Annotated in this window: 19 protein-coding genes and 1 pseudogene; 9 read left to right on the top strand and 11 right to left on the bottom strand. The window is 69.4% G+C overall.

The window, feature by feature from the left end:
* Nucleotides 1-225: 225 nt before the first annotated feature.
* The 4 genes from LX16_RS08930 to LX16_RS08915 form a co-directional block, all read right to left on the bottom strand.
* The gene (locus LX16_RS08930; protein ID WP_147135876.1) at nucleotides 226-696 is read right to left on the bottom strand and encodes a MerR family transcriptional regulator; all 471 of its coding nucleotides are present in this window, start codon (nucleotides 694-696) and stop codon (nucleotides 226-228) included.
* A 137-nt stretch (nucleotides 697-833) separates the two neighbouring features.
* The gene (locus LX16_RS08925; RefSeq protein WP_147135873.1) at nucleotides 834-1,358 is read right to left on the bottom strand and encodes an HAD domain-containing protein; all 525 of its coding nucleotides are present in this window, start codon (nucleotides 1,356-1,358) and stop codon (nucleotides 834-836) included.
* A gap of 35 nt (nucleotides 1,359-1,393) precedes the next feature.
* The gene (locus tag LX16_RS08920) at nucleotides 1,394-2,137 is read right to left on the bottom strand and encodes a cation efflux transmembrane domain-containing protein (RefSeq protein WP_147135870.1); all 744 of its coding nucleotides are present in this window, start codon (nucleotides 2,135-2,137) and stop codon (nucleotides 1,394-1,396) included.
* Nucleotides 2,134-2,472 (bottom strand): ArsR/SmtB family transcription factor, encoded by a 339-nt coding sequence (locus LX16_RS08915; protein ID WP_147135867.1) that lies wholly within the window; start codon nucleotides 2,470-2,472, stop codon nucleotides 2,134-2,136. Before LX16_RS08915 ends, LX16_RS08920 begins: the two co-directional genes overlap by 4 nt.
* A gap of 118 nt (nucleotides 2,473-2,590) precedes the next feature.
* On the opposite strand from LX16_RS08915, the gene LX16_RS08910 reads away from it, so the two are divergent.
* A complete protein-coding gene (locus tag LX16_RS08910) occupies nucleotides 2,591-2,953 on the top strand; it encodes a DUF3703 domain-containing protein (RefSeq protein WP_345740688.1) in 363 nt (120 codons plus the stop codon).
* Here LX16_RS08910 and LX16_RS08905 read toward each other — a convergent pair.
* The gene (locus LX16_RS08905; protein WP_147135863.1) at nucleotides 2,928-3,830 is read right to left on the bottom strand and encodes an ATP-dependent DNA ligase; all 903 of its coding nucleotides are present in this window, start codon (nucleotides 3,828-3,830) and stop codon (nucleotides 2,928-2,930) included. The genes LX16_RS08910 and LX16_RS08905 overlap by 26 nt on opposite strands.
* Before the next feature lie 84 nt (nucleotides 3,831-3,914).
* Complete coding sequence (locus tag LX16_RS08900) at nucleotides 3,915-4,484, bottom strand: dihydrofolate reductase family protein (RefSeq protein ID WP_147135860.1); 570 nt, start codon at nucleotides 4,482-4,484, stop codon at nucleotides 3,915-3,917.
* 454 nt (nucleotides 4,485-4,938) lie between these two features.
* On the opposite strand from LX16_RS08900, the gene LX16_RS08895 reads away from it, so the two are divergent.
* The 7 genes from LX16_RS08895 (at nucleotide 4,939) to LX16_RS08865 (ending at nucleotide 17,677) form a co-directional block, all read left to right on the top strand.
* On the top strand, nucleotides 4,939-13,647 hold the full coding sequence (locus tag LX16_RS08895) for an RHS repeat-associated core domain-containing protein (protein WP_147135857.1): 8,709 nt from the start codon (nucleotides 4,939-4,941) through the stop codon (nucleotides 13,645-13,647).
* 175 nt (nucleotides 13,648-13,822) lie between these two features.
* The gene (locus LX16_RS08890; RefSeq protein WP_147135854.1) at nucleotides 13,823-14,326 is read left to right on the top strand and encodes a hypothetical protein; all 504 of its coding nucleotides are present in this window, start codon (nucleotides 13,823-13,825) and stop codon (nucleotides 14,324-14,326) included.
* 214 nt (nucleotides 14,327-14,540) lie between these two features.
* Entirely contained in the window at nucleotides 14,541-15,596 is a 1,056-nt protein-coding gene (locus LX16_RS08885; protein WP_158645535.1) for a Dyp-type peroxidase, read from the top strand.
* A 64-nt stretch (nucleotides 15,597-15,660) separates the two neighbouring features.
* Entirely contained in the window at nucleotides 15,661-16,119 is a 459-nt protein-coding gene (locus LX16_RS08880) for a hypothetical protein (RefSeq protein ID WP_147135848.1), read from the top strand.
* Between the two features lie 105 nt (nucleotides 16,120-16,224).
* Nucleotides 16,225-16,731 carry a hypothetical protein gene (locus LX16_RS08875; RefSeq protein ID WP_147135845.1) on the top strand — a complete coding sequence of 169 codons (507 nt, stop codon included), beginning with the start codon at nucleotides 16,225-16,227 and terminating at the stop codon, nucleotides 16,729-16,731.
* Nucleotides 16,732-16,793: 62 nt separating this feature from the next.
* Nucleotides 16,794-17,075, top strand: a complete 282-nt coding sequence (locus LX16_RS08870) for a hypothetical protein (RefSeq protein WP_147135842.1) — start codon at nucleotides 16,794-16,796, stop codon at nucleotides 17,073-17,075.
* Complete coding sequence (locus LX16_RS08865) at nucleotides 17,072-17,677, top strand: SMI1/KNR4 family protein (protein ID WP_147135839.1); 606 nt, start codon at nucleotides 17,072-17,074, stop codon at nucleotides 17,675-17,677. The genes LX16_RS08870 and LX16_RS08865 overlap by 4 nt, the downstream gene beginning before the upstream one ends.
* A 31-nt stretch (nucleotides 17,678-17,708) precedes the next feature.
* Here the strand turns inward: LX16_RS08865 and LX16_RS08860 are convergent, their stop codons facing one another.
* Nucleotides 17,709-18,281 (bottom strand): YdeI/OmpD-associated family protein, encoded by a 573-nt coding sequence (locus LX16_RS08860; protein ID WP_147135837.1) that lies wholly within the window; start codon nucleotides 18,279-18,281, stop codon nucleotides 17,709-17,711.
* A 182-nt stretch (nucleotides 18,282-18,463) separates the two neighbouring features.
* Between LX16_RS08860 and LX16_RS08855 the strand changes: the two genes are divergently transcribed.
* Complete coding sequence (locus tag LX16_RS08855) at nucleotides 18,464-19,675, top strand: glycosyltransferase (protein WP_147135835.1); 1,212 nt, start codon at nucleotides 18,464-18,466, stop codon at nucleotides 19,673-19,675.
* A 70-nt stretch (nucleotides 19,676-19,745) separates the two neighbouring features.
* Here the strand turns inward: LX16_RS08855 and LX16_RS08850 are convergent, their stop codons facing one another.
* The 4 genes and pseudogenes from LX16_RS08850 to LX16_RS08835 form a co-directional block, all read right to left on the bottom strand.
* Nucleotides 19,746-20,387 (bottom strand): hypothetical protein, encoded by a 642-nt coding sequence (locus tag LX16_RS08850; RefSeq protein ID WP_147135832.1) that lies wholly within the window; start codon nucleotides 20,385-20,387, stop codon nucleotides 19,746-19,748.
* 151 nt (nucleotides 20,388-20,538) lie between these two features.
* Entirely contained in the window at nucleotides 20,539-21,324 is a 786-nt protein-coding gene (locus LX16_RS08845; protein ID WP_147135829.1) for an SAM-dependent methyltransferase, read from the bottom strand.
* A gap of 251 nt (nucleotides 21,325-21,575) precedes the next feature.
* Nucleotides 21,576-22,169: pseudogene (locus LX16_RS08840) on the bottom strand (VOC family protein); the annotation flags it as partial.
* 76 nt (nucleotides 22,170-22,245) lie between these two features.
* Nucleotides 22,246-22,602: a VOC family protein gene (locus LX16_RS08835; protein ID WP_147135826.1), complete on the bottom strand. Its 357-nt coding sequence runs from the start codon at nucleotides 22,600-22,602 to the stop codon at nucleotides 22,246-22,248.
* Between the last annotated feature and the right edge of the window lie 67 nt (nucleotides 22,603-22,669).

Here is a 22,669-nt window from a genome sequence, read left to right as displayed (position 1 = left end):
CGCGCCACGACAACGGCGGGCGGCGCGAGCGACGCACTCACCCTACCGGCCGAACCCTCACGTAACGGAAGAGAAGAACGCGGAGATGCCGAAGGTCACAAGAGTGATGAATCGGAATATCACGATGCACCAGCCGGAATTGCGGATTCGGTCGGGCCAGGTACCGGTCGCGGAGTCGTGTGGCGCATCGGCCGCCCGGTGCGATCGGGGGATCGCCCGGCACGCTCACCCGGGATCCGGAGACCCTGACGTGACGTCACTCTTGAGCTCGCCCGTTTCCCGAACGGTCGGCGCCGCCGCGCTCGAGGGTTCCGCCAGCAGATCCGACAGGTCCTCCGTGAACTCCTCCACGCCCGCGAGCTGGTCGCGAAGCGTCTCCCGGCGCGCCCGGGCCACCGACAGGTACGCCGCCAAGGTGTTCCTCGCCGCGGCCTCCCCACCCGGATACTCCCCGCCCCGGCACGCGTCGACGGCCGCCATGAGGTCGCGTATCTGCTCCAGAGTCAACTCCAGGGGCTTCAGCCTGCGGATGAACCACAGTCGCCTGACGTCCGTGCCGGTGTACAGCCGGAACCCGCCCTGACTGCGGGCGGACGGCACGACGAGACCGATCTCCTCGTAGTACCTGATCGTGCGCAGGCTCAGGTAGGTGCGTTCCGCCACCTCACCGATCTGCATCAGACCGTCTTCGGTCATTCGCCACCGCCCCTCCGGATAGGCGGCAATGGTAACGGCGATCAGGGCCGGCGGCGGCCGCCACCACTTCCGCCACATGATCCGGGGCGAGTGTCACGACGTGGGCCGAATCCGCCGCCTCTACGCACCGGTCCGTCCTATGTGATCATTTCGGGCACGCCGACCTCGTCGAGCCACGCGCAGATCACGGTGAAGTCGGCGTCGGTGACCCCCACGGAGGCGTCCACCCGGTGCGGGAGCGCCGGTCCCGGGTGTTCCCATCGCACCCACTCCCGGTCGAGGGGGCCGATCTCGTCGTCCAGCCAGATGAACGGCCGACCGGACGCCGCCTCGACCAGGGACCGCGTCTTCCAGTGCAGCACGTCCGGCAGATCCACCTCCGGAGCGTCGGGAAGGTCCGCGACCGGCAGCGGCGGTAGGCCGAGGAGCGGTGCGATCACGGTGTTCGCGTCGTGCATCCACGCCGTGGCCCACACCAGTTCGCACCCCAGGTCGCGCAGCCGTGGCCCGTGCGCGGGGACCAGTTTGGCCAGTTGCGGATTCGCGTGGTGCTGCCAACGTTCCCACTCCGCCGTGGAGGAGGGCAGTGTGGCGCCGCCGTAGGGGAGCAGCGTTCCGTCGACGTCGAGGAACAGCAGTGGTCGGGACGGGTCGGTGGCCATGGGACGAACCGTATCCGGTGCCGCTCTCGCGTGGTTCAACCGCAGCAGTCGCAGTCCCGCCCGCAGCCGCAGGCGTCGGCCTCGGTCGGTGTGGTCGGGTGCAGGCCGGCGAGGGCGGCGTTGGGCGCGCAGCAGTCGTCGCCGCGCCACGCCTCGATCCCCTCCCGGACCGCGACGGCCGCGATGACGAATGCGGCCACCGGATCGGCCCACCACCAGCCGAACAGGCTGTTGACGCCCAGGCCGACGAGCAGGACCGCGGACAGGTAGGTGCACAGCAACGTCTGTTTGGAGTCGGCGACCGCCGACGCCGATCCCAGTTCCCGGCCCGCGCGGCGCTGCGCGTACGACAACCCCGGCATCACCGCCAGTGACACCGCAGCCAGTACCAGGCCCACCGTGGAGTGATCGGCGGCCTCGGCGCCGACGAGGGTGCGGACCGCCTCGACCGTGACGAAGGCGGCGAGCGCGAAGAACGACACCGCGATGATCCGCAACGTCGCCTTCTCCCGGGTCTGGCGCACCGCGTGGTCGCGGGCCGAGAACTGCCATGCCACGGCGGCCGCCGAGGACACCTCGATGACGGAGTCCAACCCGAAGCCGAGAAGCGCGGTGGACGAGGCGATCGTTCCCGCCGTGATCGCGACGACCGCCTCGACGACGTTGTAGGTGATGGTCGCGGCGACCAGTAGCCGGACGATCCGGATGAGCCGTGCCCGTCGCGCCGGATCGGGCCCGGCGGCTACGACGCCCGACGTCAGGGGGAGGGGGGTCGTCATGGGCAGCAACCCTTCTCGTCCGCCTCCACGCACGAGCGGTCGGCGGCGACGGCCAGCACCGTCGTCGCCAGGCCGTCGAGTGCGTGTCCGAGCCGGGCGTCGGCCAGTTCGTACCTCGTCCGCCGCCCGACCGGCACCGCCACCACCAGGCCGCAGTCGCGGAGGCAGGCGAGGTGATTCGACAGGCGGGTGCGGGAGATGCCCAGCAGGTCGGCCAGGTCGGCCGGGTGCGCCGGGGATCGCCGCAGTGCCAGCAGGAGGCGGCAGCGGATCGGGTCGGCCAGGGCCCGGCCGAAGCGGGTGAGCACTTCGATGTCGGTGGCGGCGGTCAACATGCCGTCATGATACACATGTTCCTGAATTCAGGAAGTCGTGAACCTGCGCTCCGGGAGGACCGCCATGTCCCGCCGCCCCACCATGAACGGGTGGTTCCGTGCCACCTTCGACTCGGCGATGGCCACCGCAACCGGCCCGACCCCCGAACGCCGGGCCGCCGCCGAACGCGCCCACATCCTGTCGCAGCCCTGGCCGTGGCGCCACACGCGCACCCACGGTGTCATGCTCCGTCTGGCGATGCGTGACCGCGACCTGGTCGAGATCGCCGGCCAACTCGTCCGTCTGGTGGTCGCGGCTCCCGGTTCCCTGACCGGCCGGTACCCCGACGGGAACACCGGGCGCGCTCGCGTCGGTATCCGCACCCCCATGCCCGTGCCGGCCGACATCGCGGCCCTGCTCGCCGACGCAGGAGTCCGACTGGGACCCGCGGACGACGACACACCGGGCCGCGCCACTACAACAGATCGATCCGGACCCTGACGAGTTCCGGATCCGTGAGCAGGCCGCCCGGGTCGATCCCGCCGTGCCGCACCTCCACCGGCAACAGCGGATCCACCCAGTGGGCACGGCCTACTCCGGACGGTTTCCGGCCACGGAACGGCGACTCGGTCCGGTCGAGGCCGTCGAGCGCGACCGCCAGGTCGGGGACGGCGTCGACGCCCCGACGTACCGATCCCCTGTGGACCAGTCCGTCGTCGGTGCGTTCACCGACCAGAAGGGCGGTGCCCTCCGGCGCGGTCCACCAGCCGCCGACGACCAACTGCGCGACGTGCCGATGCCTCACGGCGACCCAGTCGCGGGTGCGCCGGTCGTGGTACGTCGAGGCGCGTCGTTTCGCGACGATCCCGTCACGTCCGTACTCGTCGGACAGTCGCCGCGCCTCGTCCGGATCGTCCGCCACCGGTGCGGTGCCCCACGCCGGACCCGACAGGTCGAGCCGCTCCAGCACCGTCCGGCGGTGCTCCCACGCGAAGCCGCGGGTGTCACGCCCCCGGTGGCACAGGATGTCGTAGACGGTGAAGGTGGCGGGACGGCGCCGCGCCTCGCGTGCCGCCGTCGCCGCGGACATCCGCAACCTCGCCTCGACGGGACCGGGATCGGTCGCGGTGCCGTCCACGACCAGCAGCTCGCCGTCGAGCGTCACCGGCACGGCGCCGGCGACCGCCTCGGCGAACCCGGACAACTCCGGAAACCACGCCGAGACGTCCCTCCCTCGCCTGGTGAGAACCGTCGGTTCCCCACCGTCGGTGGACACCAGTACCCGCACACCACCCCAACCGACCTCGTACACCCACTCGCCGCCTCGCGGTGCCGTCTCGGCGGTCGTGGCCGACATCGGCCGTACCCTTCCGGCCATGGCGGTGACGTTACCGAAGGCCGTCGCCTCCGGACGCCGGTCGGCGTCCGGCACGCCGGGGGTGGTCGGGACGCGGTGCGTGACTCACCGCACCACGTCGAAGACCTGCTTCTGGATGCCGTTCGAGTACGCCTCGTGCTCGACCAGCCTGAGGTTCACCGCGTCCATGTCGGCCTCGCTCCACAGCCGTCGCCCGGCGCCGAGCAGCTTCGGGAACACCAGCAGGTGGTAGCGGTCGACCAGCCCGGCGTCGGCCAGGCTCTTCCCCAGGGTCGCGCTGCCGTGCACCGATATCGGGCCGCCCTCGGTCTCCTCCTTCAACCGCGCGACCTCGTCGGTCGACCGCAGGATGGTCGCGGGCCACCGGGGGTCCTCGGCCTCCAACGTCGTGGAGACGACGTAACGAGGCATCGCGTTGTATCCGGCGAACTCCTCGGTCATCGTCGGCCACACCGGTGCGAACGCCTCGTAGGAGCGGCGGCCGATCAGCAGCGCGCCCGCCTCCTCCTGTTCGCGCTCCTTGATCTCGTAGGCGGCCGGGTCGAACTCGATGTCCTTGAACGTCCAGCCCGAGTTGCGGTAACCGGGTTCCCCGCCGGGGGCCTCCATGACCCCGTCGAGTGAGACGAACGCGGTGACGATCAGAGTGCGCATGTGTCGCTTCCCGTCTGTGTGGTGGGTGTTGTTCGATCCTGCGACACCACGTCGAACGGGAGACCTCGAAATCGACATGGTCACGCGATTTTTTCGAACCACGGTGTTCGCCCACCCCACGGGGTGGGCGAACACGCCGAACGGACATCGACTCGGTGAACACCGACGTCCCCCGATGCCCGTCCTTCGCCCGGCGCCCGTTCTTCGCCGGAGTCGGTCGCGTCGTCCTCCGGGCCTTCCGACGGGTGCCCCGACGCCGTCGAGACCGGGGCGGACCGCAACGAACTCCACCAAGCGCCCGATTCCACCCAACCGGTGCATTGTCGACTTAAGGGGCTACTTCGCCTGGGGGCCTTGGCAAAACGCGCGCTTACTGATAGTTGTTTAGGTACACGGATATGTAACGCCCATTTTGGAGATCGTCATGCCCCGGTCTGCCCGAGGCTCCCTTGTCGTGCGCCATGCCCTGGTGCTCGTCATGGTCGCCGGCCTGTTGGCCCTGCCCTTCCACGAACCCACGATGCCGTCCGCGCGGCCGGACGCGTGCGCCTCCGGCGTATCGGAGGCCGCCGACGCCGCCGGCGCGGCGGCGATCGCCCGAGAATGCGGCAGGGACGTCGAGGTGCTGGCCTCCCGTACCGCCTACGGTGAGGTCTACGCCCAGCCCGACGGCCGGATGCGGTCGGTCACCCGGGTCACGCCGGTGCGCGCACGGGACGCGGACGGGGAGTGGGCGCCGATCGACCTCGATCTGCGGTCCACCCCCGACGGGGTCGTACCGGGCAACACGTCGCCGCCCGTGGTGTTCTCCCAAGGCGGTGACACACCACTGGTGAGCGTCACCGCGACCGGCCGGCGCTTCGAGATGCACTGGCCGGAACCGTTGCCGGAACCCACGTTGAGCGGCGCGACGGCGGTGTACGCCGACGTCCTGCCCGGTGTGGACCTGACGGTTACCGCGACCGCGTCGGGCTTCTCGCACGCACTGCGGGTCCGGGAACGGGACGCGGCCGAGAGTCTGTCCACGGTCGAGTTCGGACTGGTTCTGGACGGTCTCACCGCCGACGTCCACCCCGGTGGGGGCGTGACGGTGGTGGACGCGGATACCGGCGAGGAGTTCCTCGCCACCGGTGCCGCCAGGATGTGGGACTCCGCGGCGACCGTCACCGATTCACAGGACGTACCCGGAGCCGAACCGATGGTCTCCTCATCCACCGCGCGGGTCGCCACCACCGTCGACGACGGCACGTTGATCCTGACGCCGGACCGGGAACTCCTCACCGCCGACTCGACCGTCTACCCGGTCACCATCGATCCGACCTGGACGGCCGGTACGCGTTCGGGGCACTGGGCGAGTGTGTGGTCGAACTTCCCCGACGACTCCTACTGGCAGGACGGCGGCCTGGTCGGTGACACCGCGACGTACGGCGACGCCGGAGTCGGCATGGTCTGTGACGAATCCACCGGCATGACCTGCGTCAGTGAGCCGGCGACCGTGCGCACGTACTACCGGCTGGACACCGAGGGCGTCCGCGACACCCAGGTCCTGTCGGCGGACTTCACCGTCCGGCAGAAGCACTCCTGGGTGTGCCCGGGCAGCGGCTACGAGGCCGAGGCCCTGGTGGAGCGTTCCTACCAGATCAAGCCCGAACACACCTGGAACAACCAGCCGGGATGGCTCGGGCACGAGGCCACCAGCACCACCGGCGCCAACTTCGGGGCGACCTGCGGCGGATACGGCGACGTGGGTTTCGACGTGACGTCCATGGTGGCCGCCGCCGCCGACAGCGGCAACTACAGCGTGAGTCTCGGCATGCGCGCCGTCGACGAGACCACCGTCGCGCAGTGGAAGCGTTACGACCACACCACCGCGACCCTGGAGGTGCTGTACAACACCGTTCCCGGCGCCACCACCGACGCCGCGGTCAACGGGCAGCCCTGCGGCACCACCGCCCTCCAGGTCGACACACGAAGCCCCATCGTGTCGGCGACCGTATCGGACGCCGACGGAACCGGGGCGCTGCAGCACGAGCTGTACCAGGGCGAGACTCTCCTCGCCGAGGGCACCGGTGAACCGGCCGCGACGGGTACCACGCAGTCGTGGACACCCCCGGCCGAGCTGGCGGACGGCACCTACCGTTGGCGGGTCCGCACCGTCGACGACCACGCCGTCGGAGTGTGGAGCGACTACTGCTCCTTCACCGTCGACGCCACCACGGCGATCATCACACGAGGCCCGCACGAGCTGATCTACGACGCGGCCGGTCGACTCGTGGGCATATCGCAGCCCGACGGACTCACCGCCCGGTACCGCTACGACGCCGCCGGCAACCTGTTGTCGACCCAGACCTACGACTCCGGCGACCTGTCGGTGTTGTCGACGGTGCCGCTACAGGCACCGGCCGGCAGCGAGATCACGGTCTCCGGCACCGGCTTCTCCACCGACCCCACCGGCCAGACCGTCACCATCGGAGGAGCCGCCGCCGAAGTCACGGCCGCCACCGCCAACCGGCTCACCGTCGTCGTACCCGCCGACGCCGCCACCGGCCCCGTGACCGTCACCGCATCCGACGTCTCGGCGGACGGCCCCAACGACTTCGTACTCGGTGAACTCCACCCCGAACCGGTGATCACCGGGGTCTCCGCCCAGACGGCCGACGTCGGCGCCTCGATCACCGTCACCGGCAGCGGGTTCGACACCGACCCGGCGGCCACGAGCGTCCTGCTGCACCGCACCCAGGGCCTGATCACCGCGATCACCCCGGACAGCATCACCGTGGAGATCCCGGAGGCCGCCGTGACCGGCCCGGTCACCGTGCGCACCCCCGGCGGAGTCGCCGTCACCGACACCGACCTCGCCATCGCGCCACGTGGATACAGCGCTGCGGAACTGACCGCGGCGGGCCGGGTGGCCGTCGACGGCGACGGCGTGGAACTGCCCTTCACGACCGCGGGCCGGGCGGTGATGTTCTGGTTCGAAGGTGAGGCCGGCGACCGGCTCAGTCTCGGCTTGACCGCCGACCGGTGGCTGAACGCCGAGGTCTTCACGTTCAACCCGTACGGTGGCACCTTCGCCAGGAACGAATACGACAAGCCTCAGGAGTTGTCGGGCCGCAACATGGCCATGGGCATGGAGCCGCTGCCCTCCGACGGCGTGTACCAGGTCGTCGTCGACGCGGGTTCCTTGTTCACCGGTTCGATGACCGCGACCCTGTCCACCACGGCCACCGGCACCCTCGACGTCGACGGTGCCGCCGCCGCCTTCGAGGTGACGCGGGCGGGGCAACACAACGAGTTCTTCTTCACCGCGACCGAGGAACAGGCGCTGAGCTTCGGTTTCGACGCCGAATCGGACCGCTACGACAGCTACCGCGTCACCGTGTTCGAGCCGTTCGGGGCCACCCTGTTGTCGTGGAGCGTCGCCGGACCCCGGTACACGCTGCCGTTCGAGACACTGTCCGCGGGAAGGTACCGGGTCCGCATCGGCACGGTCGACGGGCAACCCGCGTCGGCGGCCATGTGGCTGTCGAGCCGTACCACGACCGAGACGACGGTGGACGGTCCCGGTGTCGTCGCGCAGTTCGACCGGCCCGGTCGCGAGGTCGCGATCGACTTCACCGGCCAGACCGGACAACGACTGGGACTCGGGTACGGCGACACCGACCTGTCGTACGACGGAACGGATTACCTGCCCGGCGCGACCCTGGTCCACCCGGACGGTGCGACCGATTCCATCGGCGGCACGGGTGACATCCCGGAACTGCCCCTGGACGGCACGTACCGCCTGCTGCTGACGGCGGGGTCGGCCACCGGCCACGCCACTGTGCACCTGTCCACCGACGTCGAAGCCGGAAGCCTCGCGGTGGACGGCGACCCGTCGGTCGTGCCGCTGGCCCATCCGTGGCAGAACGTGCACCTGACGTTCGACGGTGCGGCCGGTGACCGCCTCTCACTGGGCACCGACGACATCTACACCAACGGGAACGTCTCCGTGGTGGTGACCGCGCCCGACGGTACGGAGCTCCTGAACCAGCGCAACGCCAACGCCGACCTGCCGGAACTTCCCCAGACCGGTGAGTACCGGGTCACCCTCCACCCCGCACTGGCGGACATCACCTCGCTGAGCGTGTACCTGTCCACCGAGTCGGCAGCCGGAACCGCCACGGTCGACGGTGATCCGGTCGCCGTGCGACTGGACCGCGCCGGACAGAACGGTGTCGTGGAGTTCACGGGTGTCGCCGGAGACACGGTCGAGCTGACCTTCGCCGCGCCGACCTTCACCGGCCGGTACTACTACGTCAGTCTCATCGCGCCCGACGGCACGGTGCTACTCGACCACGACTTCCACAGCGGAGAGACACCGATCCCCGTTCCGGCCCTCCCCGGCGACGGCACGTACCGCATTGTGATCGACCCCGACTACGCGGCCACCGGCGGCGTCTCGGTCGGTGTCGCCACCACCGCCGTCGCCGCCGAGACCCGAGACGTGGTCGTTCCGACGTGCGACGCCCGAACGGGGGAACCGACGGCGGTCCCGGACCGTGTCGAGCGGCTCGAATGGGGAGCGGTGCTGCCCGAACTCACCACCCACTGTGTCCCCCCGAAGGAGGAGGACGGTGAGGGTGAGACGCCGTCCTCGGTCCGGACACGCGACCCCGACGGCTGGCAGCCGGACACCGACCACCTCGACGGCGCCGACTGGGTCACCGACTACGGACCCGCCACCGACGCCGACCTCGGCCCGGACGCGCCCGCCGGAGTCACCGCCGTATCCGGTCAGGTCACCGCGATCAACGGTGCCCCGTTGGCCGGGGTGACCGTCACGGTCGAGAACGAGACGGTCCGGACCGACGCCTTCGGCAGGTTCCTCGTCACCGACGTCCCGGCGGGCCGGCGTGTGGTCCACGTGGACGGTTCCACGGCGGACGCCGAGGGCGCCTCGTACGGGGTGTTCGACATCGGCGTCGACGTCTCCCGGGGAGAGACGCGGCGGATGAACCACCCCGTGTACCTGCCGGAACTGGACACCGAGACCACCGTGACGGTGGAGTCGCCCACCACCGAGGACGTCGTCCTGACCACTCCGGCGATCCCGGGGTTGGAGGTGCACATTCCGGCGGGCACCACCGTCCGCGACGGTGACGGGAACGTCGCGACCGAGCTGTCGATCACGCCGATACCGATCGACCGGCCGCCGTTCCCGCTGCCGGCCAGCCAGGTTCCGATCTACTTCACCGTCCAGCCCGGTGGCGGCTCGCTGTTCCCCGCCGGCGGCCGGATCGTCTACCCCAACTACACCGACCAGGCCCCTGGCACCCGGATGGACTTCTGGTTCTACGACCCGGAGAACAAGGGCTGGCACATCTACGGCAAGGGCACCGTCACCGGTGACGGGAAGCAGGTCGTGCCCGACGCCGACACGGAGTTCTACCGGCTGACCGGCGCCATGACCGCCGTGCCCGGCATCAACCCGCCGGTGCGGTCGCCCGCGCCGGGCGGTGTCAAGGTGGGCGACCCGGTCGACGTCGCCACCGGCCTACTCGTGGACGAGTCCACCGACCTGTTCCTCGACGACGTGATCCCGCTCGACCTGACCCGCACCTACCAGCAGGGCGACGTGGAGGTGCGGCCGTTCGGGGTCGGCATGAACTTCTCCTACAACTACTTCCCGTGGTCGCCGGGCGAGATCGACGACTTCGACTACCTGGAGGCGGACCTCTACGCGCCGGACGGCAGCAGGGTCCACTACGAACGGATCACGCCGGGGGAGGGGCCGGGATCGTTCGTCAACGCCGCGTTCGCCGCCGATCCGACACCGACGATGTTCTCCGGGTCGACCATGGCCTGGAACGGACACGGTTGGGACATCACACTCAGAGACGGCACCGTGTACGTCCTCGGGGACGAGGCGCCGCTGCAGTCGATCCGGGACCGCTACGGGAACACCGTCACCGTCACGCGGGAGTGGATCCCACCGGACTCCGACGGGAGGCTGCGTTCTCACGGCAAGGTGACGCAGGTCACGTCGCCGAACGGCAAGTGGATCAGGTTCTCCTACGACGACCCGAACTTCGACCAGGTCATCACCAAGGCGGAAGACAGCCTCGGCCGTACCGTCCTGTACGACTATGACGATCAGGGCCACCTGATCAGCGTCACCGACCCGGACGGCGGTGTCACCGGTTACACGTACGACGCCAACGGCCTGATGACCACCATCACCGACGCCCGCGGTGTCACGTTCCTCACCAACGTCTACGACGCGCAGGGCCGGGTCGCCGAACAGACCGTCGTCGACGAGGGCCTCTACACCTTCGACTACACCGAGAACGCCGACGGTGCCATCGTCGAAACCCTCGTGACCCATCCCGAAGGCGACGTCGACCGGTACACGTTCAACGCCGAAGGCCAGGCCACCTCCGAGACCTTCGGGTACGGGACGTCGCTGGCGCAGACCACCACGATCGAGCGCGACGACTCCGGTGTCCTCCCGACCGCGTATGTGGATGAGCTGGGTCGGCGTACGGAGTTGGAGTACAACGAGTTCGGTGAGGTGGTGTCGACCACGGTGCTGGCCGGTACCTCGGAGGCGCGGACGGAGTCGTCGCCTCGGGACGGGCCGTTCGGGCAGTTGTCGTCCTACACCGATCACTTCGGTGCGGTGACCGAGTACGACTACGGGGCCGACGGTGCGTTGTCGGCGATCACCGACCCGTTGGGGAACACCACGACGTTCGCCGTCAACGGCCACGGTCAGGTCACCGAGACCACCGATGCGGCGGGGAACACGACCACGACGACGTATCTGCTGGGTGACCCGGTGGCGGCGACCGACGCGGCGGGCGAGACGACCCGTGTCGGGTTCGACGCGGCCGGACGTCCCGTCCGGGTCACCGACCCGCTCGGCGCGACCACCACCACCGGTTACGACGTACTCGGCCGGATCAGCGAGGTGGTCGACCCGTTGGGGCGGACCACCTCGTACGAGTACGACGCCATCGGTAACAACACGAAGGTCGTCGATCCGCGTGGCGGACAGACCGTGTTCACGTACGACGCCATGGGCAGGGTCGACTCGGTCACCGACCCGCTGGGTGCCACCGAGACCCTGGAGTACGACGGCAACGGCAACCTCGCCGTGCACACCTCCCGGGCCGGCGTGGTCACCGAGTTCGACTACGACGTCCTGGACCGCAAGACCGAGGTGCGCTACGGCGTCGACGGCGCCACCGCCGAGTCCACCACCACCTTCGGCTACGACGCCGGGAACCGGCTCACCTCCACCACGGACTCCATCGACGGTGACAGTACGTTCCAGTACGACGGGCTCGACCGCACCACGGTGTCCGCCACGCCGCAGGGCACGGTCGGATACGAGTACGGGACCGACTCGCAGTGGCGCGCGGTCAGCGTCGACGGGCTACCGGTGGTCACCTACCACTACGACGCCGACGGGGCGTTCGTCTCGGCCGAACGCGGCGGCGCCACCGTCGCCTCGATCACCCGTGACGCGCTCGGCCGGCAGGACGTCGTGACCACCGGCGCCACCACCCAGGACTACGACTACGACGCGGTCGGCGACGTCACCGGCATCACCTACACCGCCGGCGGCAGCGCACTGGGCGAGTTGACGTACGTCACCGACGCCGCGGGGCGCCCGGTGTCGGTGGCCGGTTCCCTGGCGACGGCGACCATCCCGGACGCATTCGGCCCGGCCACCTACGACGCGGCCAACCGGCTCACCGGCATCGACGGCACCACCATCGGCTACGACGCCGACGGCAACCTCACCGCCGACGGCACCACCACCTACGAGTGGGACGCCCGCGGCCAACTGGTCGGCCTGACCGCACCGGGTATGGTCGCCAGCTTCGGATACGGCGCGGACGGCCAACGCTCCAGCCGCACCGTCAACGGCACCACCGTGGAGTACCTGTACGACGGACTCAACCCGTTGCGCGAGACCAGCGGAGGCGACGTCATCGCCACCCAGGTCTCCGCTGGACTCGACCAGCACCTACTGCGCGACACCGGTGCGACACAGTTGTCGTACCTGACCGACATGCTCGGATCCACCATCGCCGTGGCCGACCAGTCCGGTGCCGTCACCGGTGAGTACGCCTACGAGCCCTTCGGCGAGACCACCACCGAAGGCGACGACGGCGCCAACCCGTACCGGTTCACCGGCCGCGAGGACGACGGCACCGGCCTCTACCAGTACCGCGCCAGGTACTACAGCCCCGGCCTGCAGAGGTTCATCAGCGAAGACCCCATCGGTTTCTCCTCCGGCGACACCAACCTGCACGCCTACGTCCTCAACCAGCCCACCGCCCTGATCGACCCGATGGGCACCAAACCCGGCCAGTCCGGCGGACGCGGCAACTCCTGCCTGAGCAACAGTTTCACCCCCGATACCCCGGTGCTGATGGCCGACGGGACACATAAACCCATCGAGGACGTCGAACTGGGCGACGAGGTCGTCGCCACCGACCCCGAAACCGGGGAGACCGGCGCCCGCGAGGTCACCGGACTCATCGAGGGCACCGGCGAGAAGAACCTTGTCGACGTCACCGTCGACACCGACGACGACGGAACCGGCGACGCGTCCATTACCGCCACCGACGGCCACCCCTTCTGGGTCGCCGACGACGGGCAGTGGCGCGACGCCGAAGACCTCACCCCCGGCGACATGCTGCGCACCGCCGCCGGCACCTGGGTTCAGGTCACCGCCGTCGACCACCGCACCCACACCACCCGCGTCCACAACCTCACCGTCGACGACCTCCACACCTACCACGTCGCCGCCGGCGACACCGACATCCTCGTACACAACACGACTCCGAACTTTCCATGCACACCGAGCGGGATATCCCGGCAGAAGCAGGACCAGCACGTCGTCGGGACGGCCGAGTACGCCCAGCGGCTGCGACTGGGCACGCCGACGTCGGCGTTCAAGACACGTGCCGAGGCGGACGCGTATGCGTGGTTCGCGTGGAAGAACGGCACACCGGTAGCCGGTCGTCCGAACATCAGGGACTTCGAGTTCAACAAGCCGATCGGAACGGGACCCAATGGAGGGTGGATGACCAAGGTGCGGGTTCACATCGACGCGTCCGGGAAGCTGCACGCCCATCCCAAGGGAAGGGAGTATTTCTCTCCGTGAACCCGGGTGCGAGTGTGAGAAGAGCGAAGACGGATCGGGGAACCGTTCGTTCCGGCAGCGTATGGTCGACTGCCGGCCAGCTGGTGATCGCCGGTGGAGGTACCCGTATGGCGCTCGGAGAAGACGTCCCGAAAAGCGACAGCCCGTTCCTTTCGGACGGCGAGGTGAAACCGCCATGATCAGCTTCAAGTTCACGGTTCCGGACGTCGATACCACACGTCATAGGACCTGGTCGAAGTTCGGGGGCGTGGAACCGGTTGAGGAGGTTTCCGAATGGTTGCTCAGGTATGACTTCTTCGTTGCGGAGGTGTCGTTGATCATCGACGGTGTCACGATCTTCCGGACGGTTGAACCGTTGCTCGATATCGTCCACTCTGCAATCGGCGTTGCGGGCAGGATGCGCCGAGGGAAGGACATCACGATCACCTTCACCGAGCATCCGCTGGAAATCCGATTCACCGTTGACGTCGAGAAGGTACATGTGGCGCCAAGCTATGGAGTGGACTGGGGACGTGGCACGGAATACCGGCGGCGGGTGGCGGTGGAAATGCTCGACTTCGCTCAAAGCGCCCTCGACCGCATCCATGAGTCCTTTCCGAATGCGGGCCGAAATCCCTATATCGATTCCCTGAAACTCTTCCTTACAAGAGAACGCCGAGAATCAAGTGGCTCCGAGTGAGATCCGCGCCGGTGGTGATGGAATCCGGCCGGAAATGCCGTCAAGACTCAACGATGACAAGCGTCTATGGAGTGAAGGTGAACGATACCCCCCACCGGGTCTCAGAGCCGGTCCTGCGCCGGCCACGCGCATGAGCGTGCCACTCACCCGTCGTCGGTTGCTGGGTGTGCCGGTGGCGCTTGGTGTCGCTTCATTGGGGGCGGGTTGTGGCGTTGTGGCTGCTCCGGCTGCCGAGGGCGCCCCGGAGAAGGTGACGCCTTCGCGTCAGCCGGGTGTGGTGTCGGTGCCGCCGGTGCACACGGTGTTGTTCGCGGGTGACGTGGTGGTGGGTGATCGGGCCGGTGTGGCCGAGTTGCTTGCGGGGGTGCACGCGGCGGGGCTGTCGTCGGGTGTGGAGGTGACGGTGTCGGTGGGTGGTGGTCTGTTCGACGACCGGTTCGGGTTGAGTGATCGGCGGCCGGTGCGGTTGGGGGTGATGCCGGAGTTTCCCGGGGACGTGTTGGATCCGGGGATGTGTCACGGTGACCTGTTGATCCAGGTGTCGGCCGACGATCCGGATCGGGTGGCGTCGGTGCTCGAACGGGTCGAGGCGTTGCCGGGGTTGTCGCCGAGGTGGCGGATGGCGGGTTTCCGTGACCGGCCGGGCGTGGCGGCCGGCGGCCGGGCGACGGCGGTGAACCGGTTCGGGTTCACCGAGGGACTGGGGAATCCCGACGTGGGTGACGCCGCCGAGATGGACTCCCTGGTGTGGGTGCAGCCCGGTGGTGGTGAACCGGCGTGGGCGACCGGTGGCAGTTATCTGGTGGTGCGGTTGATCCGGTTCGCGATGGAGTTGTGGGACGCCGACCTGGTCGAGGAACAGGAACGCGTCTTCGGCCGCGACAAGGACACCGGCGCACCCCTGGGTACCGGCGATCCCATGGCCGACCCCGGTTACGGGTCCGACCCGCATGGTGAACGCATCGCCCTGGACGCCCACATCCGGTTGGCCGACCCCAGGACCCCCGAGACCGCGCAGAACCGGATCCTGCGACGCGGCTACACCTACGACAACGGCACCGACCACACCGGTCACCCCGACACCGGGATGATCTTCATCGCCTACCAGCAAGACCTCGAACGCGGCTTCACCACCATCCAACAACGCCTCACAGGTGAAGCACTCGGCAGGTACGTCCTCACCTTCGGCGGCGGCTACTACTACACCCTCCCCGGAACCCATTTCGACGACCCCGACGACCACCCCGGACGCACGTTGCTACGAGAATGAGGTCCGGGCGTCGTACCGGGCGACCGCAGGTCCGGTGAAGATCCATAGGGGAGGGAGTATCACCATGACGGCGCGGGGCGACTATGAGGGCCACCTGGCGGATGCCTACGGCGATCTGGCCGCACCCACCTGGCACTTCGTCACGCGCGCGTTGCGGGCGAACACCACAGGTGACCTGTACGAGGCGATTCACCGCCGATTCCCCGGAACCCGGGAGGACACCGATCCGGATTGCGAGGTGTGTTTCACCTATATGGTCCCAGCGGATCGCTTCATCGCCGTGAAGGTGTCGATGGCCGGGCCTTTCGCGACCACCACCGCATACGGTCGTGACGGGTTCGGTCAGGCGGTGCTGTTGACCCCGGGCGACTCGCTGTCCGATTCGGAGCGCTGGTTGCTCGAATGCGTCGCGCGTCACGGGTACGCGATACTCGACGCGGGAGAACTCGCTCGTGGCGTGTCCATCCGGCTTCGTCCTGACGCGACCACCGCCACCGTGGAACAGGCGTTCTTCCACCCCTGACGGGAACGCCGGCCCGACGCATGGGCCGGAGTGGAGTCGACTCGTGATGGACGCTTCACGCGGTCGCCGACAAGGCGTCGATGACAGAACGTGACAGGAGCCGGAATGGAATCCCTCGTGCGGCGGCTCGCCGACGCCCGCGTCGCGGACGTCCTGGTTCCCGGTTGGGTGGCGGAGGGCGAGCCGATCAAGGTGGAGCCGTGGACCTGGACGGCGTATCTGGAGTTCGCCGACGGCGGTCTGCTACGAGCCCATGCGGAAGGGAGCACCGCGCAGGTGCGCCTGGAGGTCGTGCCGGAGGTGACACCTCCGATCGAGTGGGAGGGCGAGGACGAGACGTTGGCGGTCACGTCGCTTGGTCACCTGTTTCTCCACCAGGCGTACAACTCCTACCGAATCACTGCGCTGCGGTGGGCCGAGAACGAGGAGTCGGACCCGCCCGGCCACCTCGTCGGCTGTATGGAGTTCGAGTTCGAGCGGCGGTGGAGGTTGTTCGTCGATCCGAGCTGGTTCTTCGGTCTGCATCTGAGCGGGCCGGGCGCCTATGAGCAATGGGTCGCCGACGATTCCGGGAACGGCTGGATCCTTCGCGACTGGAGCCGTGGTGAGTGACCGGATTACGATCGGATCCTTGGTGGGCCACGGCCCGAGTGGCGATTCGGAGGCGGCGCGGTATGAGCGCGACAGGAAGGTCGGCGTGGGTGGCGCTGATGGCGGTGGTCATCGGTGATCCGGCGGCCCTCGACGCCTCGGCGTGCCCGAGCTGCGGGTATCGTCGGCTCGACGTCCTCTTCGTCGGCGACGGGGCCACCCGGATCGGTTGGGCGACTCTCTGGTGCGGGGACTGCCTGCGCGGCATCAGGTTCTCCCGGGTGTGCGCACCGCGTGACCTCCCCTTTCTCACGTTCGAGGTGGCCGCTGTCCGGTCGCTACCCGAGATCATCGAGGTGCGGTGACGTGCGAAGTGTGGCAGGTAGAAGGGGCGTCATCCGTCGTGAATCCCATTGAGGCCGTACATCGGGTCTCGTCCTTGCTGCGGCGGTATTCCGGGTTCGCCCATGCCACTGAAGGTTGTGACGACCGTGCGATCTCCCGTACCGAGTCCCGGCTGAACGTCCGGCTCCCGCCTTCGTTTCGGATGCTCATGAGATCGGCTGCGGGCTTCGACATCGCAGGTAGGGAGTTCCTGGGAATCTCGGGGACGGAGGCGGGCCGATTCGACGTGGTGTCCGAGACCGAGTTCGCACGGAGCATCGGGATGCCCGGCTCACTGGTCGTGGTCTCGCTGGACGAACCGGAGGGCATGGCGGCCCTCTGCACCTCCGTCGTCGACTCGTCGGGGGAGTGTCCCGTCGTCCACTGGAATCCCACGATGGAGACCGCGGCGGAGGCCGCACCGCTGGCGACCGATTACGGGGCGTATGTGCTGTCCGGCGTGCTGGAGGCGGTGGGGTACTGGGATGCCCGTGAAAGCGCTACACGGGACGACCGGGCACCCGATTCGGATACCCGACGGCGCGTTCGGGGCGACGGTGATGTCCGCTCGGGCGCGGGTTGAGGAAACGCGGGCGGTTCGGGTTCTCGATGTGTCAGGGGGTCTCGCCTGCGGCGAGGCGTGTGACGATGGTGGCGATGCGCCTCGCCCGCGTCTCCGGCTTCGCGGCCGTCAGGACCCGATGCAGCACCGAGTACCTGCCCTGGCGGCTCAACGCGTCGAACGACGCGGCGGCCTCCGGCGAGGCCGCCAGCGCCGCCGCCAGGTCTTCGGGAACCTCCGCGGTCGCCTGGCCCGCGTAGGCGCGGTCCCAGCGGCCGTCGGCCTTGGCGCGCTCTATCTCGGCGTGGCCGCGGGGACGCATGCGTCCGGACTCGATGAGTCCCGCCACGATGCCGATGTTGCGTTGCGACCACAGCGACGCCTTGCGCCGCGGTGTGAACCTCTGCCGGTACGTGTGATCGTCCTCCCGCTTGCTCTGCCCGTCGATCCACCCGCTGCACAGTGCCTCTTCGAGTGCCTGCGCGTAGGTCAGCGACGTGGGGGAGGTCGTTCCCTTCTTGGCCAGCAGTAGCCACACGCCGTCGGAGGTCTCCTCGTTGGCGTCCAACCACGCGCGCCACGCCGCCGTGTCCGCGACCACCAGGATCTCGGGAACGTCGCCCATCTGCCCACCGCCTTCGTCCGCCCATCGGGACCGGCAGTGTAACCGTGACGACCGACATCGCCGCCACTCGCGACCGCGTGGGCACGTGACGTGGGCCTCGACCGGCCGTGTTGCGGCGGGGGGCCTCGACGGCTACGTTTGAGAACGTCGTTCGCGAACGGCGTTCGTTAAAGGGAGGTCACATGCGGGTGTTGATGCTGAGTCCGGGAACCAGGGGTGACGTCGTTCCCGCGGCGGCCCTCGGTGCGGGCCTGGTCGCAGACGGACACGAGGTCACGGTGGTCGCCGGGAGGGAGTACGCCTCCGTCGTCTCCGCCGCCGGTTGCACACCGGCACCGTTCGACGCCTCGCTCGTCCCCGGCCCCGACACGCCGCCGCCTCGGGGGATCCGCGGGCACCTGGCGGCACTCCGCGCCTACATGGACACCGCGGCCGACGCGGCACTTGCCGCCGCACCCGGAACCGACGTGGTGATCGCCAACGTCATCTCACCGTACGGACACGACATCGCCGAGTCACTGGGAATCCCCTCGTTCGACGCCTTCCTGCAACCGTGGCATCCCAGTCGCGCGTACCCGCCGATGATCGCCGGAGTGCGAGACCTCGGCCCGTGGGGGAACCGGTGGGCGGGTTTCCTCGCCGCAGGGGTGCCCACGCCGTACGACCCCGCCTGCGACCGGGTCCGCGCCGTGCTGGGACTACCGCCCCGTAGCCGCCGGGCCGGGCAACGGCGACGCCGCCGGACGGGCGTGCCCGTCCACCACGGGATCAGCCCGGTCGTCCTGCCCAGGCCCGGCGACTGGCCGCCGCACCTGTCGCTCGACGGGTTCTGGTGGCGTCCCGAACCCGAGTGGAACCCGCCCGCGCGTCTGGCCGCCTTCCTCGGCGCGGGTCCGCCACCGATCGTGGTCTCATTGGGCAGTCTGCCGACGGACGCGACGGTCGGGCGGGCACTCACCGAGGCCCTACGGGCCACGAGGACACGCGCGATCCTGCAGGGCGGCGACCTTCGCGACGTCGCCGCCGAGTTCGACGACTCGCAGGTCGTCCATGTGGGCCACCTGCCCCACGACCGGCTGCTACCGGAGACGGCGGCCGTCGTCCATCACGCCGGTGCCGGAATGGCCTCGGCCGCGTTGCGCGCGGGTGTCCCCTCCATCCCACTGCCCGAACACACCGACCAGCACTTCTGGGCCCGACGGCTGCACGCGCTCGGCGCCGCCACCACGCCCGTACCGATGCAGAGGGTGACCGCCGCCGCCCTGGCCGGCGCCGTGACGGCGGCCGTTACCGAACCCCGGCTGCGGGAGCGGGCGTCGGCCATCCGGGACGCGATGGCGCACGAGGACGGGACGGAGCCGTTGCGCGCCCGGCTGCGACGCCTCGCGGGGTGAGTGGTCTCCCGTGCGAGGGGGATGGGCGGTACGGCTCCCCGGAAATGCCGGATGTCCGGGGAGCCGCCGGTCAGATCGCCTGCTGCGGCATGGCGCGACCGGGAACGGTCGGCACCCGCAGCGGCGGATCCGTCCGCCGGTCCGCGACGGTGTCCGACCCACCGGTGGTCAACGTGACCTCCGGCCGACCGGGTTGCGCCGCACCGACCGAGGTCCGCACGGACGGCGGCCGACCGGCCCGGTCGTAGAACGGTTGGACGGTGACGGCGGCCGTGACGATCAGCGTCTGTCCCGCCATCCCCGTCGTGGTCGTACTCCGACTGGAGTTCACGGTGCCGCCGTGGCCGTTGACGGCCGTCACGTCCGAGCCCATCCGGATGAGTCCGGCACCGGTCACCTGGCATCGGATCGTGCTGGTGTGGACGAAGGCGCCCGTCGCCGGATCCGTCGTGCTGCCACTGACCGCCGGACCGCAGTCGGTCGCGGCAGCGTAGGCGTCCAGGTCGACGGTCAACCCGCCGCACGACAGGTGGGCACCGATGTCGACCACCGCCTGCGCGGCGTCGAACAGGGCACCCGAGTGCGGAGCCACCTGACAGGTCTGCGTACCGGTCGGTGTCTCCGCCGGTGTGGCCGCCGCCGCGGAGGCGACGCCCAATGTGCACAACACCGCCAGACTCGACAGCGCGGCACTCCTTCCCATGGTTCTCATTTACCCTCCCGTGTGAACGTGCGCCTCCAGCTAACCCCGGCCGGAAGGGGCCGGTCGCGGAAACGGGGAAAGCCGGGGGCGACCGACCGGTATCCGTCCACGTGGGAACCGGGCACCGACCGGTGGAGGGCGTGGCGCATCCGGCCGGGAGTCAGCCGGTCTTACGTGCCACGATCCTGGGGAACCCGAGCGTCCGTCCGGCGTCCACCTCGAGGCGTTGTGCCCACCGCGCGCAGTACTCGCGCCACCGTTCGTGCCCGGAGCCGCCGGCCAGCTCGAACCACCGGACCCAATGGCGCCATCCGTCGGGCAGCATGTCGGCGTACTCGATGTCGACCATGCCGGAACGCTTCCACAGATCGCTCCACCACTGCGGACTGTGGAACTCGCTGAGGTCCGGCGTGCTGCCCTGCGTGAGGTGTTCGGGGATGCCGTCGTCGAACTCCGCCGTGAGACCCAACACCACGGCGCCGAGCCGGCCGCCCGGTTTGAGCACCCGCAGAAGACCGGGCAGGAACGACTCCTCCGTGCCGAAGTACTGGTAGGCGTCCAGGCTGACGATGGCGTCGAAGGACTCCGCGTCGAATCCCAGGTCGTGCGCGTCGCCCTGTACCGCCGTCACCAGCGACTCCACCCCCGCTTCGGCGATGAGCGCCCGGTTCTCATCCGGGTCCACCGTCAGGTCGACAGCCACGACCTCCACACCGAACTCCTTAGCCAGGAAGATCGCGCTGATGGCATGCCCGCAACCGAGGTCGAGGACACGCATCCCCGGTGTCAGTTCGAGCAGTTCCGACAGCGATTCGGCGAACCACAGCGGATTCGGTCCGATGCCGTACCTGCCCTGCCACACCGGGTCGTACCGCGCGGCGCGGGGGAACTGGGGGTGGATCAGTTTTTCGGCGGCGAGGGCGGGGTCCACGTCATCGTCGAGCATTCGGAAGCTCCTCCGGGGGTCACGGTCGTTGCGCCGGGTCGTCGCCTCGCCGGTCGGCGTCCCGCCGTCTCACCCGGGGCGCCGGTGAGACCGGATGCGGCGCGGCACTTCGTATCGCGCCGTCGGCGATCGCACACATTGTTCATTCTCCGGCGGCATTCTTCAACCCCGCCGCCGGACGCGGACGGCCGGACGGCACCGTTGCGGCCGCCCGGCCGTGCCCGTAACCGCGCCACGGCGCCGGTCCGCGCCGCCTCCCACTCGAACCCGTCCGGGTCGGTGAAGGCCGCCGCGCCGCCGATGACGATGCGGTGGGATCCGGTGCCCTCCGGCGGCACCCCGGCGTCCTTGGCCGCCGCGCGGCGCCCGTACAGGGCCAACTTGACCGGTGAGGTGGCGAACTCCACGTATTTGCGGCCGAAGCTCTTCGCCACCGTGAGGCCACGCTCGGTGTAGAAGCGTCTCGTCACGGCGACGTCGTCGACGCCCAGCAGCAGTACGACGTCGTCGATGTCCCGCGTCACGGGACCGGTGTCCTTCTTCGAGGAGGAGGCGATCTTCCAGATCGCGCCGCCCGGGTCCCGGATGACGCCGCCGTAACCCCAGAAGCTCCGGGTGACGGGTTTGAGCGTGGTCGCGCCGGCGTCCAGCGCCGAGGCGACGAGAGCGTCGACGGTGCCGGGCTGCGCGACCACCAACGACAACGCGAAGCCGCGGAAGCCGGTCGTGGGTGACTGCGAGGCGCCGACCCGGATCCGATCGCCGAGGCCGAACGCCGTCTCCGGGAACGATCCGGCGGCCACCGGGTCGGGCACCTGCAGGGTGATGTGGTCGATGGATGTCATCGCGGTTCCTTCGGGGTGGGAGGGAGGGGGATACCGGCGCGGACCGTACCGTCCGCGCCGGTGTGCGGTGCGGTGTTCAGCGGTCCTGGATCAGTCCGAGTACGTTGCCGTCCAGGTCGGTGACGGCGGCCACCAGACGCCCGCCGCCGACGTCGTGGGCGGCTTCGCGTACGGTCGCGCCCGCCGCCGTCAGTTCCGCCAGCTTCGCCTCGATGTCGGCGACGTGCCAGTAGGCCACCGGCGACGTCATGGCCTGCGGGCCTCCCCCGGGGACCAGGCCGACGTGCTGGCCTCCGGCGTCGAAGCCGACGTAGTATGGCCCGTCGGTCTGCGGTGGGCCTCCGAGCAGCGCGGCGTACAGGTCCTTGGCCTTCGCCAGATCGGTGACCGGATGCAGGACCGTCTTGATCCCCATGGTGGTCGAATCGGTCATGATCGCTCCCTGTGATCGTGGGTCGCGGGGACCCGGTGTGGTGGCAACGATCCCCGTCGCACGGCGG

It is taken from the genome of Stackebrandtia albiflava, from assembly GCF_007994225.1.
Lineage (GTDB): Bacteria > Actinomycetota > Actinomycetes > Mycobacteriales > Micromonosporaceae > Stackebrandtia > Stackebrandtia albiflava.
Note: the sequence above shows the minus strand (reverse complement) of the source record. Positions and strands in the feature narration are given on the sequence as shown.

Excerpts from the sequence above, each read along its gene's own strand:
- LX16_RS08920 (WP_147135870.1), bottom strand. The coding sequence starts at position 2,137 with ATGACGACCCCCCTCCCCCTGACGTCGGGCGTCGTAGCCGCCGGGCCC.
- LX16_RS08925 (WP_147135873.1), bottom strand. The coding sequence starts at position 1,358 with ATGGCCACCGACCCGTCCCGACCACTGCTGTTCCTCGACGTCGACGGA.
- LX16_RS08875 (WP_147135845.1), top strand. The coding sequence starts at position 16,225 with ATGGAATCCCTCGTGCGGCGGCTCGCCGACGCCCGCGTCGCGGACGTC.
- LX16_RS08860 (WP_147135837.1), bottom strand. The coding sequence starts at position 18,281 with ATGGGCGACGTTCCCGAGATCCTGGTGGTCGCGGACACGGCGGCGTGG.
- LX16_RS08890 (WP_147135854.1), top strand. The coding sequence starts at position 13,823 with ATGATCAGCTTCAAGTTCACGGTTCCGGACGTCGATACCACACGTCAT.
- LX16_RS08900 (WP_147135860.1), bottom strand. The coding sequence starts at position 4,484 with ATGCGCACTCTGATCGTCACCGCGTTCGTCTCACTCGACGGGGTCATG.
- LX16_RS08905 (WP_147135863.1), bottom strand. The coding sequence starts at position 3,830 with ATGGCCGGAAGGGTACGGCCGATGTCGGCCACGACCGCCGAGACGGCA.
- LX16_RS08880 (WP_147135848.1), top strand. The coding sequence starts at position 15,661 with ATGACGGCGCGGGGCGACTATGAGGGCCACCTGGCGGATGCCTACGGC.
- LX16_RS08930 (WP_147135876.1), bottom strand. The coding sequence starts at position 696 with ATGACCGAAGACGGTCTGATGCAGATCGGTGAGGTGGCGGAACGCACC.
- LX16_RS08915 (WP_147135867.1), bottom strand. The coding sequence starts at position 2,472 with ATGTTGACCGCCGCCACCGACATCGAAGTGCTCACCCGCTTCGGCCGG.
- LX16_RS08835 (WP_147135826.1), bottom strand. The coding sequence starts at position 22,602 with ATGACCGATTCGACCACCATGGGGATCAAGACGGTCCTGCATCCGGTC.
- LX16_RS08910 (WP_345740688.1), top strand. The coding sequence starts at position 2,591 with ATGGCCACCGCAACCGGCCCGACCCCCGAACGCCGGGCCGCCGCCGAA.
- LX16_RS08855 (WP_147135835.1), top strand. The coding sequence starts at position 18,464 with ATGCGGGTGTTGATGCTGAGTCCGGGAACCAGGGGTGACGTCGTTCCC.
- LX16_RS08870 (WP_147135842.1), top strand. The coding sequence starts at position 16,794 with ATGAGCGCGACAGGAAGGTCGGCGTGGGTGGCGCTGATGGCGGTGGTC.
- LX16_RS08850 (WP_147135832.1), bottom strand. The coding sequence starts at position 20,387 with ATGAGAACCATGGGAAGGAGTGCCGCGCTGTCGAGTCTGGCGGTGTTG.
- LX16_RS08845 (WP_147135829.1), bottom strand. The coding sequence starts at position 21,324 with ATGCTCGACGATGACGTGGACCCCGCCCTCGCCGCCGAAAAACTGATC.